This window comes from Caballeronia sp. DA-9 (assembly GCF_051615025.1).
In the GTDB taxonomy this organism is placed as follows: domain Bacteria; phylum Pseudomonadota; class Gammaproteobacteria; order Burkholderiales; family Burkholderiaceae; genus Caballeronia; species Caballeronia sordidicola.
The window spans coordinates 1,601,730-1,615,801 of sequence record NZ_CP195132.1 but is presented as its reverse complement, the minus strand read 5'-3'; the positions used below and the strand labels follow the sequence as shown (position 1 = coordinate 1,615,801).

Here is a 14,072-nt window from a genome sequence, read left to right as displayed (position 1 = left end):
CGCCGGCATTTCCACGAAGCGCTTCGGCGGTGCGAACTTTACGCTCAAACGCTTGTTAAGGCTTGGGTGTAAGGCTCGATGCAAGCCTCAATGCAAAGCGGATGTCGAGCCACAAGCATGCATTGTCGCCGCGCTCGGTGTCGATATGCCGTTCGGCCAACGTCGATACACGAGTCAAAGTGAATGCGCGTGTTATTCACCCGAAGAATGGCAACGCGCGGCCAGGCGCGTGCTCGACGTCATGTTCTGTTGGCTATGCGCAACGACTGGCAGAAGTGTCCACTCGGTTCTCGCGATTCGAAAAACGCGATGAAAATCAATGACTGGCGGGCAAACGTTAATAGGAAATCCACCGCAAAGGTTTTAAATAACCCGCGCAACCAGGCCTTCTCCGCCTCTTTACACCGGCTGAGCCACCGTATTCACGGTGCAATTCCGCGATCCGGCTTCGGAAAGACATCGCGACATCCGGCGATCCCCATATCGACCGACAGTTTACCGGCTTCGCCGCGCACAAAATAATTCGCCCTGCCACGGGAAGTGGAACGACCCCATAACAAGCATGCAAAAAGCGAACGCGATAGAATACACGGTCAAGTTCGGCCCTAAAGTTGAAACGAATGGTCTATTTTTAGGCAATTGTTTCGTCAAGCTTTTCGGAGAAGCTTTAATTTTGCTTACAACAAATCGACCGGATTTGATCGAAGCATTTGCCGGTTCCATTCGAAACCCGCGCCAGTCGGAGTTCGCCCGAATATGCGTATTATCCTTGCTCAACCCCGCGGCTTTTGTGCGGGCGTGGTCCGCGCGATCGAGATTGTCGATCGTGCTCTGGAACGACATGGCGCGCCCGTCTACGTGCGCCATGAGATCGTTCATAATCGGCATGTTGTCGACAATCTTCGTAGCAAGGGCGCGCGTTTTGTCGAGGAACTCGACGAAGTCCCGCATGGCGCCGTCGCCATTTTCAGCGCGCACGGCGTAGCGCAAACGGTGGAAGCGGACGCACAGGCACGCGGCCTGGATGTACTCGACGCGACCTGTCCGCTCGTGACGAAGGTCCACGTGCAAGGCCGGCAATATGTCGCGCAAGGCCGCACGCTGATCCTGATCGGCCATGCAGGGCATCCGGAAGTGGAAGGCACGATCGGCCAGATTCCGGGCACCGTGGTATTGGTGCAGAGCGAGGCGGAAGTCGCCACGCTCTCGCTGCCCGCCGACGAACCCGTCGCCTATGTCACGCAAACCACGCTTTCCGTGGACGATACACGCGGCATTATCGACGCGTTGCACCGGCGCTTCAGCGATATTGTCGGTCCGGATACGCGCGATATTTGCTATGCCACGCAAAACCGTCAGGCTGCTGTCCGCGAACTCAGCACGCAAGTGGACGTGCTGCTTGTGGTCGGCGCCACGAATAGCTCGAACTCGAACCGCCTTTGTGAGATCGGCGCCGAAACGGGCGTGCCCAGTTATCTGGTTGCCGACGGTTCGGAAGTGAAGGCCGAGTGGTTTGCGAGTGCGCAGGCGGTCGGCATCACGGCGGGCGCGTCCGCCCCGGAAGAAATGGTCAAACACGTTATTGATGCACTGCGCGCGCTGGGCCCTGTCGAAGTGACGACAATGTCCGGCCGCGAAGAAAAAGTTGAATTCAAACTCCCCGCGAAGCTGACCAGGCCGCTTGCAGCGGCAACGGCTTCCGCCGGCGCCCTTCGCGAAGATTAAGGAGCACACGCAATTGTCTATTCCGATGCTGCAAAAAGTCCGGGTTGGCGCATATATCGCGCGCCAGCATTTCATGCGCAACAAACGTTATCCGCTCGCGCTGATGCTAGAGCCGCTGTTTCGCTGCAACCTCGCGTGTAATGGCTGCGGCAAGATCGATTATCCGGATCCCATCCTGAATCAGCGCATCTCCATGGAAGACTGCCTCGCGGCCGTCGACGAATGCGGCGCGCCGGTGGTCTCCATTGCTGGCGGCGAGCCGCTCTTGCACAAGGAAATGCCGCAGATCGTGAAGGGCATCATCGCGCGCAAGAAGTTCGTGTACCTGTGCACGAATGCGCTGCTGATGGAAAAGAAGATGGACGACTACGAGCCGAATCCTTATTTCGTCTGGTCGGTCCACCTCGACGGCGACAAACAGGCGCATGACCATTCCGTCTCGCAAGACGGCGTGTACGACAAGGCGGTCGCGGCGATCAAGGAAGCAAAACGCCGTGGTTTTCGCGTGAACATCAACTGCACGTTGTTCAACGACGCCGATCCGGAACGCGTCGCGAATTTCTTCGATACGCTCGGGCCCATGGGCGTTGACGGCATCACGGTGTCGCCTGGCTATGCGTATGAACGCGCGCCGGACCAGCAGCACTTCCTGAATCGCGAGAAAACGAAGACGTTGTTCCGAGACATTTTCAAGCGTGGCGACAACGGCAAGCGCTGGTCGTTCAGCCAGTCGAGCATGTTCCTCGACTTCCTGGCCGGCAACCAGACGTACGAATGCACACCCTGGGGCAACCCGGCGCGCACCGTGTTCGGCTGGCAGCGTCCGTGCTATCTGCTCGGCGAAGGTTATGTAAAGACCTTCAAGGAGCTGATGGAAACGACCGAGTGGGACAAGTACGGTACGGGCAAGTACGAGAAGTGCGCCGATTGCATGGTGCATTGCGGCTTCGAAGCCACTGCCGTGATGGACACTGTTGCGCATCCCTTGAAGGCGGCACGGGTTGCCTTGCGCGGTCCGCGTACCGAAGGCGCTTACGCGAAAGACCTTCCGGTGGACAATCAGCGCCCGGCGGAATACGTATTCTCGAAGCACGTTGAGATCAAGCTGGAAGAAATCGGCCGTGCAAAGACCAACAAGGGCGGCAAGCAGACAACGACGGCTGCGGCCTGAGTTTTTTTGGCACGCGGTGTTTTTGCGGCTGATGTGTTGAGCGGCAACCGAAGCAGCAGGGAAACAAGACGGGTGGATGGCGTTGCGTTGAGCAACGTTTTTCCGCCCGTTTTGTTTTCAAGACGCACTTCTGACGAGCCCGTGTAGCATCGCTTGTTTCACGTAAACCAGCAGGACGCTATGGCCGACTTCAACGTAATGATCAATCTCGGCAAAGCCGATCTGGACGATTATCTGCTTCTGGCAAAGACACTTCGCAAGTCAGGATTCAGCGAGACGAAGGCCGCACAAGTTGCGGCGGATTATCGGTTGCTTCCAGCTTCGTTCCGATATTCAAGCACGACCGAAGATATGACCGCAGTGAGAGAGAAGGCGCTGAAGTCGGCAAAGAACGTTTCGTCGGCAGCGATGGTGCTTGTGTCGGAATGCTGACCGGTGGGCGAAACTTGCTGCGCATAAAGTTTCAAGGGACACAGTGGACCAGGCGTACCCACCGTCCCACTACCCGATCTCACCAGATTGTTTTGACGTGCGCGTACGCTCTGATCCTGAGACCTTTTGTTATCAGAGGTGCCGCTAGATTTCCCGCGGTCGCCACGATCAACCGGTCCGCCGGGTTCTTGTGAAGTTCGCCCGGCAACTTGACCGACTTGATGGAAACATTCACGTCGATTGGCTCAAACCGGACTCCGGGAATCTGCTGCACATGTCCAAGCCATTGCTCGACATCCATGGAAAACGCAAGCGTTTCTCGCTCAACCAGCATCGCGATTTCCCATGCGGAAATTGCAGATACGACGATTTCCTCTCCTGCGTGCTCTCGTTCGATCACCAACTTGGCTTTTTTGCTCAGTGAGGCATCGCTGGTCACCCACCAAACCAGCGTGTGCGTATCCAGGCCAATCACTTAACGGCCTCCCAATCATCCTCACCGACCGGGTCCGTTGGATTCTCATAACGCAAATGCGAGCCACGAAGAATTTCGAGTGGACCTTGAGCATCATCGCGGTAGGGACGCACCTCAAGGGTTGGACGACCGTGGTTCGTCACAATCAGCCGATCTCCCGAGGATTCGACCTAGCGGAAAAGTTCGAGCGCTTTTGCCTTGAACTCCGATTTCGATACGTGCCGATTCGGCATTTTATGCCCCTGGTCATATGTCTATGGTCATCAGAGCGCTGAAGTGGCGATCTGACCAACAAAAAAACGCAGCCGGCTTCCGCCGGCTGCGTTTTTTTTACGTCCACTCGCAAGTTCTTATTCCGCTGTCCGGGCGTTGTGCGCGGTCAGGAACTTGATCAATCCATCCACGCCGCCCTTTTGCAACTGGCCGGCGAACTGAGTCTGATAGACCTGAATCAGCCACGCGCCCATCATGTCGATGTCGTAGATCTTCCAGCCATCCGCAGTCTTCTGCAGCCGATACCGCACCGGATTGTCCCCGCCCGTCGAATAAACATGCGACTGGACGACAGCATCCTTGCCGCCTGCATCAAGCGTGGGGGAATCAAACTTGAACTTCACATCTTCGTCGCGCAATTGCGAGAGCGACGATGTGTATGTGCGCACCAGCAACGTCTGAAATTGATCGTAAAGCTGCTGCTGTTGTTCCGGCGTCGCCGTGCTCCACGCCTTGCCGACGGCAATGCGCGTGGTGCGCTGGAAGTCCGTAGCAGGCACGAAACGGGTCTGGACCAGTTGCGTGATCTTGGCCATGTCGCCGCCGCGCGCTTGCGGATCGGCCTTCATCGCATTGACCGTTCCCTCCACGGCGCCTTTCACCACGGCGTCGGGACTTGTTTGCGCGAACGATGCGCTGGAAAAAAGCGTCGCCGAAAAAGCCAGGGCGACAAAGACAATACGGGCAGGCAAATAGCGTTTCATACGACCGAAAGTTCAAGTAATGGAAGACGGCTGCTAGCCGGCATCGAACGATGCTTGCGCGCCGCTCGCGACGATTTCTGCACATGCTCAGATCCACAGCGCTAAAAAGGGATCGAAGCATGCGTCGTCAGTATATCGACCGGAGTCTTGCATGACAGTTCATCGAGGATCCGCGGTTCGCCCTCGACACTTGCCGCAATCACGTTTCTTCCACATCTCTCCAGACAAAACTGCGCCCTTTTCAACAAGGGCGCTTTGTTCGTCTGGTGCTCGTTAAGTTCATTTTATTTAATTGAAAACTATTGTTACCTGTGTAATGATATCGATTCGCATTTACACAACCAGCAGTCCGGGTGACATCCATCGCAAACGCGAGATGCCCGCCGGCCACTGCTTGCACACTCAAACCCGTCATAAACGCGTCGCGCGTTTTTCGCGACCTTCCATTCACGGCTCGCGCCCCAAACGCGGCCATTAACCATTTAGTACCGGGGATGCACATGTTGAGGAAGACACCGCTTGCTGCCGCGATCATGAGTTTCGTGGCCGTACCTGCTGCCGCGCCGCTTTACGCTTACGCGCAAACCGCGCCGACTACCCAGGTTCAAGCACCCGGGCAAGCACAAACCGAAGCGGTGACACCCGCGGAAAACGCCACACTGCCTGCTGTTCGCGTGACCGGCCAGGCGGATACGTCGAACGATTTCCAGCCCGACAAATCGAGCGTCGGCGCAAAAGTGCCCACCGCTTTGCGCGATATTCCGCAGGCAGCCGTGGTCGTTCCCAAGTCCGTACTGCAATCGCAGGCCGTCACTTCTTTCTCCGACGCGCTGCGCAACGTGCCCGGCGTGACGATCGGTGCGGCGGAAGGCGGTCAGATCGGCAATAACATCAACTTGCGCGGTTTCTCGGCGCGCACGGACATTTATCTCGATGGCTTCCGCGACCGCGGCCAGTACTATCGGGACACGTTCGATCTTGAATCCATCGACGTGCTGTACGGCCCGTCATCGCTTTATTTTGGCCGCGGTTCAACGGGCGGCGTGATCAACCAGGTGAGCAAGCAGGCGGAACTGAAAGCGCACGCGTCCGTGTCCGCGATGGTCGGCACGAGCGACCGGTATCGCGGGAGCTTCGACATCAACCAGCCGCTTTCCAGCACGTCGGCAATACGCCTGAACGCGTTCGGCCAGGACCTCGGCTCGACGCGCGACGTGATGAAAAGCAAGGACTACGGCTTCGCGCCGACGGCGACTTTCGGTATCGGCACACCGACCGAAGTCACGCTCTCCGCGTTGATCGAGCATAACCGCGACCAGCCCGACTACGGCATTCCGCCGGTGAACGGTGCGCCTGCGCCGGTGAGCAAGAGCCAATTTTACGGTTTCGTGGGCGACCGCACGATCCAGGATGTGCAGACGGTTTCGGCGCGGATCAAGCATCGTTTCAGCGATGACCTCACGCTGCGCAACCAGACGCAGTTCAGTCACTACAGCACCGACGCCATAGCCACAAACGCAGCCGCCGTGCTGACCGGTCCGGCTGGAAATTCACCGGCGCTCGCGAACGGCAATTTCACGTCGCTGCCGCTGTCGTCGCTGTTTGTGAGGCTGCAAGGCAAGGACCGCAACATCAACGATCATTCGATCTACAACACCACCGATATCGACTACAAGTTCAACACCGGATTCCTCAAGCACGAGGTGATCGCGGGCGTTGACCTGAGCCACGAGACCTATAGCAACCAGTCGTTCACCGCGACCGCGCCGGGCTTGCCGTCGAACACCATCGCCATCGTGCCGCTGCTCAATCCGCAATACACCACGCGGCCGGCGAACACGCAGGAAGTCGCAACCAATCTGGTGGAATCGAGTGCGAACGGCATTGGCATTTTCGCCAACGACACGGTCTCGATCGGCCAGTACTGGAAGGTCGTGGGCGGCGTGCGCTGGGACCGTTATGAAGCGTCGATCAAGAATACGCTCAACGCGCCTTCGTATGCCACGCAGACCAACTTCTTCACGAGCGTGCGCGGCGGGATCATTTTCCAGCCGACCGACTGGCAGTCGTACTACGTCTCGTACGGCACGTCGTTCAACCCGTCGCTGGAAGCGCTGACGCTTACGAACAACCAGCAGAACATCCCGCCGGAATCGAACCGCTCGTATGAGATCGGCACGAAATGGGATTTGCTCAACGGCGGTTTGTCGGTGACGCAGTCGCTGTTCAATATCGACAAAACCAATGCCCGCACGCTTCAGACCGACGGCAGCTACACGCTCGACGGCGACGTGCGCGTGCGTGGTTATCAACTCGGTCTCGCCGGTCACATCACGAATAAATGGCAGGTGTTCGGCGGCTATACCTACATGGATGGCGAGGTTGTGAAGGCACTCGACAACACGAACGGCAAGACGCTCGCCAACACGCCGCGCAACATGATCACGCTGTGGACCACCTACGACCTCACGCCGCAATGGACGTTCGGCGGCGGTCCGGTGTACACGTCGGCACGATACGCGGCCAGCAACGACTTCGTGCAGGTGCCCGCGTACACGCGCTGGGACGCAATGGCGGCCTACCACCAGAAGCACTACGACATCCAGTTGAACGTGCAGAACCTGACCAACAAGCATTATTACGATGCACTGATTCCGTCGGACGGCGGGCGCGCGGTGCCAGGTTACGGGCGCACGTTCCTGGCAACGCTAAACTATCGGTTCTATTGACTTTACTGGCCGAGCGCGGCGGCGCTGCACATCAATCATGATCCTTTCAATACCCGATGTCCTCAGTCCCGAGGACGCCGCCGCGATGCGCCAGCGGCTCGATGCATCGGACGCCTGGGTGGACGGCCGCGCGACGGCTGGCTACCAGGGTGCGCCGGTCAAGCGCAACCAGCAGATCGCGCAGGAGTCGCCGATTGCATTCGAACTCGGCGACGCGATTCTTGCGTCGCTCGAACGACATCCGTTATTTATCAGCGCAGTGCTGCCGAACAAGGTTTATCCGCCGCTTTTCAACCGCTATGAAGGCGGCATGCACTTCGGCAGTCATGTCGATGGCGCCATTCGCCTCGTGCCGGGACATGGCACGCGGGTGCGCACGGATGTATCGATAACGCTTTTCCTCACGCCGCCGGACGAATACGACGGCGGCGAGCTGATTATCGAGGACACGTATGGCGTGCAGGAAGTGAAGCTGCCGGCGGGAGCCGCGATTGTGTATCCGGCGACGAGCCTGCATCAGGTCCGGCCAGTGACGCGCGGGATGCGCGTGGGGAGCTTCTTCTGGGCGCAAAGCCTGGTTCGCGACGACACGCGTCGCAGCTTGCTATTCGATATGGACACGGCAATTCAAAGGCTCAACGCCGAAAACGCCGATGACTCCGCCAGGCGCACGCTTGTCGGGTGTTATCACAATTTATTGAGGCTTTGGAGCGAGACCTGAACCCAGTCCGGAACCACACGCTCATTCAATCCGCCGCTACTTTCTGTCATTAACTGTAGTCGTCGGAAAGACACGCAAATCACCCGCACGGGCCGCTTCCCTGCTGCCCGCTTATTGCGACCGGTATACTCACGCGTCGCCCAAGGCCGCCTGAACGCCGGCTTTCGCACTTTTCCCCCAAAAAACACCGAACAAGCCCTCCGAGGCACTCGTCTTCATGCTCACGCCTCTTATTGCGCGTCTCGTCACCTTGTCCATCCGCCGGCCGGCGTGGATTATCGTTTTATCGCTGCTGGCTGCCATTTTGAGCGGCTATTACGTGCTGCACCACTTCAAGATCAGCACGGACATCAGCCAGCTCATCGAGACAGAACCCGAGTGGGCGGCGCGCAGTCACGCCATTGACGCCGCGTTTCCGCAACGGGGTTCCACGGTGCTGGTCGTGGTCGAAGCGCAGGCGCCGGAATTCGCCGATGCCGCCGCCAGCGAACTTGCGGCGGCGCTCGCCCAGGACACGAAAAAATTCACGGCCGTCTCGCAACCATCGGGCGGCGAGTTCTTCGAGCACAACGGCCTGCTGTATCTTTCTGCCGATAAAGTCGCCGACACCACCCAGCAACTCGTCAAGGCGCGCCCACTGATCAACGCGCTGGCGCACGATCCCACGCTGACGGGCCTGGCCGGAACGCTCAATACCAGCCTCAACCTCCCGTTGCAGCTCGGCCAGGTGACGCTCGGACAAATGTCGAAGCTGCTGGGACAAAGCGCCGGCGTGCTGGATAAGGTCGTGGCGAACCAGCCGGCCGTGTTCTCGTGGCGCAATCTCGTCGATACCGCCGCAACCCAGCCCGCGCGCGCGTTCGTCACGGTGCAGCCGGTCGTGGACTACAACGCGCTGGAACCCGGCGCGAGCGGTTCGAACGCGATCCGTGCAACGGCAAACGCGCTGAAAATCCAGGAGAAATACGGCGCGGTCGTGCGTCTTACGGGCGAACAGCCTCTCTCCGACGAAGAATTCGCATCGCTCAAAGATGGCGCGGTGCTGAACGGCGTCCTGACGTTTATCGTCGTGCTGGTGATTCTCTGGCTCGCGCTGCGCTCGGGCAGGATGATCGTCGCCGTGTTCATCACGTTGTTTGTCGGGCTCGCGGTCACGGCCGCGCTCGGCCTCATCATGGTCCACGCGCTCAACCTGATTTCAGTCGCGTTCATGGTGCTGTTCGTCGGGCTCGGCGTGGATTTCGGGATTCAGTTCGGCGTGCGGTATCGCGAGGAACGCTTCAAGGACGACCGGCTCGACGTCGCGCTCGTCAGCACCGCGCGGCACGTCGGCGTGCCGCTCACGCTCGCCGCCGCCGCCACCGCCGCGAGTTTCTTCTCGTTCCTGCCGACCGCGTACCGTGGCGTGTCGGAACTCGGGCAGATCGCGGGCGTCGGCATGCTGGTCGCGTATTTCACCAACATGACGCTGCTGCCCGCGCTGATCAAGGTGTTCGGGCCGCCGGGCGAAGCGGGCTCGCCGGGCTTTCCGAAGCTCGCGCCAGTCGACGAATACCTCGCGCGCAATCGCAAGCCGGTGCTGATTGGCACGTTGATCGTCGTGATTGGCGCGCTGCCGCTTTTGATGCATCTGCGCTTCGACTTCAATCCGCTGAACCTGAAGGACCCGAAAACCGAGTCCATGGCCACGCTGATCTCGCTGAAAGACGCACCCGAAGCTGCTGTAAACGATGTAAAAGTGCTGGCGCCATCGCTTGCGGAAGCCGACAGGATCGCGGCGAAGCTCGCCAGATTGCCGGAAGTCGAGCGCGCCACAACGCTGTCCTCGCTGATTCCCGCCGACCAGCCGAAAAAAATCGAGTTGATTTCGGCCGCGGCGGCACAGCTTCTGCCGGCGTTGAACCAGCGCGTCGCGCAACCGGCCAGCGACGCGGTTCGCATCGCGACGCTCAAGCGCCTTGCGAACTCCCTCGAACTCGCCGCCGACGAACATCCCGGCGCGGGCGAAAACGAAGCGCGCCATCTCGCCGCGACGCTGAAAAAGCTCGCCGCCGCCGATGCCGCCACGCGCGATCGCGCCGAACACGCGATGTCCGATCCGCTGCGCATCGCGCTCGGCCAGATGCGTTCGCTGCTGCAGCCGTCGCTTGTCACGCAGGCTTCGCTGCCCAAATCGATGACCGACGGCTGGCTCGCCGCCGACGGCCACGCACTCGTGGAGGCATCGCCAAAAGCGCTGGAAGGCAAGAACCGCGACGACGACGAGATGCTCGCCCGCTTCGCCGACGCCGTGCAAAAAGCGGAACCGAACGCAATCGGCGGCCCGATTTCCGTGCTGCATTCGGCCAATACCATCATCAAGGCCTTCGAGCAGGCGGCGGCGCTGTCCCTGATCGCAATCACCATTTTGCTGTGGATCACGTTGCGTCGAGTGGGCGATGTTTTCAGAACTTTGATACCTTTGCTGGTCTCCGCCGTGGTCACGCTGGAGTTGTGCGTCGTGTTCAACATGCCGCTGAACTTTGCGAACATCATTGCGTTGCCGCTGATGCTGGGTATTGGCGTGGCGTTCAAGATCTACTTCGTGATGGCGTGGCGCTCCGGGCAGACCGGATTGCTGCATTCCAGCCTCACGCACGCCGTGATGTTCAGCGCCGCGACCACAGCAACGGCGTTCGGCAGTTTGTGGTTTTCGCATCATCCGGGCACGTCGAGCATGGGTCGGCTGCTGGTTCTGGCGTTGTTCACAACGCTGATTGGCGCAGTGGTATTTCAGCCGGTTCTAATGGGCAAACCCCGGGTGCAGCGCAAGACCGCCGACACTCATTAATTCGTACGATCACCAGCAAGATCCAAGGAAACGACTCATGACGATGGCAATCACGCCACGCGCCACCCGCAACCTGCGCGCCCTTTCGGGCGGTGCGGCGCTCGCTGCCGCATTGATGCTGGCAGGCTGCGCGACCGGTCCCGACCGAAAACCGGGCGATCCGCTCGAGCCGATGAACCGCCAGATTTTCAAGTTCAACGACGCCGCCGACAAATACGTCGCACGCCCCATCGCCACGGGTTACGTGAAGGTCACGCCGAGCCCGCTGCGCACGGCAATCAGCAATTTCTTCTCGAATATCGGGGATATTGGCAACTTTGCGAACAACCTGCTGCAGTTGCGGATCACGGACGCGACCGAGGACCTGATGCGCTTCGCGTTCAACTCCACGTTCGGGATTGGCGGCCTGATCGACTGGGCAACGCCGGCGGGGCTGCCGAAGCACAACCAGGATTTCGGTTTGACGCTGGGGCATTACGGCGTGCCGTCCGGGCCGTATCTTGTGTTGCCGCTGCTTGGACCGAGTTCAGTGCGGGACTCCACAAGCTGGATTGCGAGCTATCCGCTCAATCCGGGCACGTATATGAGCGCGGGCGCGAACGCCGCGCTGTTCGGCGTGCATTTCATGAGCGCGCGTGCCGATTTGCTGGGCGCAACGGACATCCTGTCGCAAGCGGCGCTGGATAAATACGCATTCGTGCGCGACGCCTACACGCAGCGTCGCCAGTATTTGCTGACGGGCGCAGCTAATGCGGCGCTGCCCGATTACGGGGACGAAAGCGGCGCGACCGCCGTGCCGGCAGCAGGCGCGAGCGCGACGTCGGCCCCTGCGCAGCCGGGCGCGGGCGGCAGCAGCAAGTCGCAAGGCTTGCCGGATTATTCGGACCCGGCGGCGAAGTAGCGTTGCGCCGCTGGACTCGCGATACGGCCAACCTTAACGGTCATGCTGTATCGCGAGCAGGTTTGGACGCCGCGTGGACTACATCACGGCGGCCCAGGGATAGCGCTCGAAGTGGCGCTTTTCGAATGCTTCAATATCGGCGCGTTGCGCGAGCGTCAGGTCGATTGTGTCCATGCCCTCGATCACCATGCGTTTATGCCGCGCGCCCAGCGGAAAGCTGAAAACCTTGCCGCTGGTTCCGGATGTCACGGTTTGCGCTTCAAGATCGATCCTGATGATCGATGCCGGATCGCCCACCGAATCACGCAGCAGGATATCTACCGCTTCCCGGTCCAGTTGCACGAGCAGCAGGCGATTGTTCATCGCGTTCGAGTAGAAGATTTCGGCGAAACTCGGCGCAATGACGGCATCGAAACCATATTGCTGAAGGCCCCACACCGCGTGCTCGCGACTCGATCCACACCCGAAATTCGAGCCGCCAATCAGGATGCGCGCGGCTTTGTACTGCGCCTGATTCAGCACGCAAGCGTCGAGCGGCTCGCCGTGCTCATCGAAGCGAAGATCGTATAGAAGGCCCTGGCTCAAACCCGCTTTATCGATAATCCGAAGAAATTGCTTCGGCATGATCTGATCGGTATCCAGATTTTCGATAGGCAACGGCGCCGCGCTCCCTTCAATGACGCTTAGCTTAGACATGGCGGTTCTCCAGCGTGCGGACATCGGTGATCTTGCCGGTCAACGCGGCCGCGGCGGCCATCGCGGGACTCATCAAATGCGTGAGGCCGCCGCGTCCCTGACGCCCTTCGAAGTTGCGATTCGTGGTCGACGCGCAGCGTTCGCCGGCTTGCAGGAAGTCGTCGTTCATCGCAAGGCACATGGAGCATCCCGGTTCGCGCCATTCGAAACCCGCGTTCTTCAACGTCTGCGCGATACCTTCTGCCTCCGCCTGCCGGCGCACCGATCCCGAACCCGGCACGACCATCGCGCGCACGCCTTGAGCGACCTTCCGGCCACGAACAATCCCGGCCACGATGCGCAAATCCTCGATCCGCCCATTCGTGCACGAGCCAATAAACACGCGGTCGATTGGCGTTCCGGCTATTGGCTGGTTCGATTCGAGGCCGGTATAGTCCAGCGCGCGGCGCAATGCGGCAGCGGCTTCGGGCGTGGCCTGCGACGCGGCGTCGGGAACGAGCGCGTCCACGCGCATTGCCTGATCCGGGCTCGTGCCCCACGTGACGAAGGGCGCGATGTCGCTCGCGTCGAAACGGTATTCGGCATCGAAAGTTGCGTCCTCGTCCGACTTGAGTTGCGTCCAGTCCGCGAGCGCGGCGCACCACGCGGTGTCGTCGAGCGTCTTCGCGTGGGCGCGGACATAGTCGAACGTGGTCTGATCCGGCGCGATCAGCGCCGCCCGGGCGCCCGCTTCCACGGTCATGTTGCACAAGGTCATGCGCGCTTCGGCCGAAAGCGACGTCACGGCCGATCCCGCGAATTCAACGGCGTAGCCGCGCGCGCCCTGAGCGCCGATCTGGCTGATGATCCAGATGATCAAGTCCTTCGATGACGTGCCGTAAGGCAACGCGCCATCGACCGTAATACGCATGGTTCGCGCTACGCGATACACGAGCGTTTGCGTTGCAAGCACGTGCTCGACCTCGGACGTGCCAATACCAAACCCCAGCGCACCGAGCGCGCCGTAGGTCGTCGTATGGCTATCGCCGCAAAGAACGGCCATGCCCGGGCGGATCAGGCCCAGTTCCGGCGCGACGATGTGTTCAATGCCCTGCAGCGGATCGTTCGCGGCGAACAGGCGTATGCCGGCTTGATTGCAATTGCGCGCGAGGTTATCGGCTTGCAGCAGCGACGCGGCGTCGCGAATCACGCGCGGCGATTCGGCGTGCGTGGGAATGATGTGGCTCACAACGGCAAGCTGCTGATTCGGTCGGCGCACGGGACGGTTTTTATCGGCGAGAGCGCTGAACGCTTGCGGACTCGTGTATTCGTTCATCAAGTGCAAATCGACGTAGAGCAGGACGTTCTGTTCATCGATACGCGAAACCGTATGCGAGTCGACAAGCTTTTTATAGAAGGTCGTGGCGATCGGCATG

The 14,072-nt window shown here is 60.0% G+C and carries 12 protein-coding genes and 1 pseudogene; 8 read left to right on the top strand and 5 right to left on the bottom strand.

The genetic code is table 11. The features are described from left to right. The first annotated feature begins 183 nt into the window (after positions 1–183). From ACRWA7_RS13615 to ACRWA7_RS13600, 4 genes are all read left to right on the top strand, one after another. Entirely contained in the window at positions 184–522 is a 339-nt protein-coding gene (locus tag ACRWA7_RS13615) for a hypothetical protein (RefSeq protein WP_438391452.1), read from the top strand. Between the two features lie 234 nt (positions 523–756). Next, on the top strand, positions 757–1,725 hold the full coding sequence (gene ispH, locus ACRWA7_RS13610; RefSeq protein ID WP_438391451.1) for a 4-hydroxy-3-methylbut-2-enyl diphosphate reductase: 969 nt from the start codon (positions 757–759) through the stop codon (positions 1,723–1,725). Between the two features lie 13 nt (positions 1,726–1,738). Next, positions 1,739–2,896, top strand: coding sequence for an adenosyl-hopene transferase HpnH (gene hpnH, locus ACRWA7_RS13605; RefSeq protein WP_060817942.1), 1,158 nt, complete (start codon positions 1,739–1,741; stop codon positions 2,894–2,896). 180 nt (positions 2,897–3,076) lie between these two features. Beyond that, on the top strand, positions 3,077–3,328 hold the full coding sequence (locus ACRWA7_RS13600; RefSeq protein ID WP_060817940.1) for a hypothetical protein: 252 nt from the start codon (positions 3,077–3,079) through the stop codon (positions 3,326–3,328). A 79-nt stretch (positions 3,329–3,407) separates the two neighbouring features. Here ACRWA7_RS13600 and ACRWA7_RS13595 read toward each other — a convergent pair whose 3' ends face one another. The 3 genes and pseudogenes from ACRWA7_RS13595 to ACRWA7_RS13585 all read right to left on the bottom strand — a co-directional run bounded on the left by ACRWA7_RS13595 (position 3,408) and on the right by ACRWA7_RS13585 (position 4,780). Then, complete coding sequence (locus tag ACRWA7_RS13595; RefSeq protein WP_060817938.1) at positions 3,408–3,803, bottom strand: type II toxin-antitoxin system VapC family toxin; 396 nt, start codon at positions 3,801–3,803, stop codon at positions 3,408–3,410. After that, positions 3,800–4,036 (bottom strand): annotated as a pseudogene (locus ACRWA7_RS13590) (type II toxin-antitoxin system Phd/YefM family antitoxin). Before ACRWA7_RS13590 ends, ACRWA7_RS13595 begins: the two are co-directional and overlap by 4 nt. 117 nt (positions 4,037–4,153) lie before the next feature. Further along, positions 4,154–4,780, bottom strand: coding sequence for an MlaC/ttg2D family ABC transporter substrate-binding protein (locus ACRWA7_RS13585; RefSeq protein ID WP_060817935.1), 627 nt, complete (start codon positions 4,778–4,780; stop codon positions 4,154–4,156). Positions 4,781–5,280: 500 nt separating this feature from the next. Between ACRWA7_RS13585 and ACRWA7_RS13580 the strand changes: the two genes are divergently transcribed. The 4 genes from ACRWA7_RS13580 to ACRWA7_RS13565 all read left to right on the top strand — a co-directional run bounded on the left by ACRWA7_RS13580 (position 5,281) and on the right by ACRWA7_RS13565 (position 11,961). Then, positions 5,281–7,509: a TonB-dependent receptor gene (locus ACRWA7_RS13580; RefSeq protein ID WP_438391450.1), complete on the top strand. Its 2,229-nt coding sequence runs from the start codon at positions 5,281–5,283 to the stop codon at positions 7,507–7,509. A 37-nt stretch (positions 7,510–7,546) separates the two neighbouring features. Next, the gene (locus tag ACRWA7_RS13575; protein WP_438391449.1) at positions 7,547–8,230 is read left to right on the top strand and encodes a Fe2+-dependent dioxygenase; all 684 of its coding nucleotides are present in this window, start codon (positions 7,547–7,549) and stop codon (positions 8,228–8,230) included. Positions 8,231–8,447: 217 nt separating this feature from the next. Next, a complete protein-coding gene (locus ACRWA7_RS13570) occupies positions 8,448–11,060 on the top strand; it encodes an MMPL family transporter (RefSeq protein WP_438391448.1) in 2,613 nt (870 codons plus the stop codon). A gap of 37 nt (positions 11,061–11,097) precedes the next feature. Next, complete coding sequence (locus ACRWA7_RS13565) at positions 11,098–11,961, top strand: MlaA family lipoprotein (protein ID WP_060817929.1); 864 nt, start codon at positions 11,098–11,100, stop codon at positions 11,959–11,961. A 78-nt stretch (positions 11,962–12,039) separates the two neighbouring features. On the opposite strand, the gene leuD is transcribed toward ACRWA7_RS13565, so the two are convergent. Both leuD and leuC read right to left on the bottom strand, forming a co-directional pair. Continuing rightward, positions 12,040–12,657 carry a 3-isopropylmalate dehydratase small subunit gene (leuD, locus tag ACRWA7_RS13560; protein ID WP_438391447.1) on the bottom strand — a complete coding sequence of 206 codons (618 nt, stop codon included), beginning with the start codon at positions 12,655–12,657 and terminating at the stop codon, positions 12,040–12,042. Continuing rightward, the gene (gene leuC, locus ACRWA7_RS13555) at positions 12,650–14,071 is read right to left on the bottom strand and encodes a 3-isopropylmalate dehydratase large subunit (RefSeq protein WP_438391446.1); all 1,422 of its coding nucleotides are present in this window, start codon (positions 14,069–14,071) and stop codon (positions 12,650–12,652) included. The genes leuD and leuC overlap by 8 nt, the downstream gene beginning before the upstream one ends. Position 14,072: the final 1 nt, after the last annotated feature.

Excerpts from the sequence above, each read along its gene's own strand:
- ACRWA7_RS13580 (WP_438391450.1), top strand. The coding sequence starts at position 5,281 with ATGTTGAGGAAGACACCGCTTGCTGCCGCGATCATGAGTTTCGTGGCC.
- ACRWA7_RS13585 (WP_060817935.1), bottom strand. The coding sequence starts at position 4,780 with ATGAAACGCTATTTGCCTGCCCGTATTGTCTTTGTCGCCCTGGCTTTT.
- ACRWA7_RS13575 (WP_438391449.1), top strand. The coding sequence starts at position 7,547 with ATGATCCTTTCAATACCCGATGTCCTCAGTCCCGAGGACGCCGCCGCG.
- ispH (WP_438391451.1), top strand. The coding sequence starts at position 757 with ATGCGTATTATCCTTGCTCAACCCCGCGGCTTTTGTGCGGGCGTGGTC.
- leuC (WP_438391446.1), bottom strand. The coding sequence starts at position 14,071 with ATGCCGATCGCCACGACCTTCTATAAAAAGCTTGTCGACTCGCATACG.
- ACRWA7_RS13565 (WP_060817929.1), top strand. The coding sequence starts at position 11,098 with ATGACGATGGCAATCACGCCACGCGCCACCCGCAACCTGCGCGCCCTT.
- ACRWA7_RS13615 (WP_438391452.1), top strand. The coding sequence starts at position 184 with ATGCGCGTGTTATTCACCCGAAGAATGGCAACGCGCGGCCAGGCGCGT.
- ACRWA7_RS13600 (WP_060817940.1), top strand. The coding sequence starts at position 3,077 with ATGGCCGACTTCAACGTAATGATCAATCTCGGCAAAGCCGATCTGGAC.
- leuD (WP_438391447.1), bottom strand. The coding sequence starts at position 12,657 with ATGTCTAAGCTAAGCGTCATTGAAGGGAGCGCGGCGCCGTTGCCTATC.
- ACRWA7_RS13570 (WP_438391448.1), top strand. The coding sequence starts at position 8,448 with ATGCTCACGCCTCTTATTGCGCGTCTCGTCACCTTGTCCATCCGCCGG.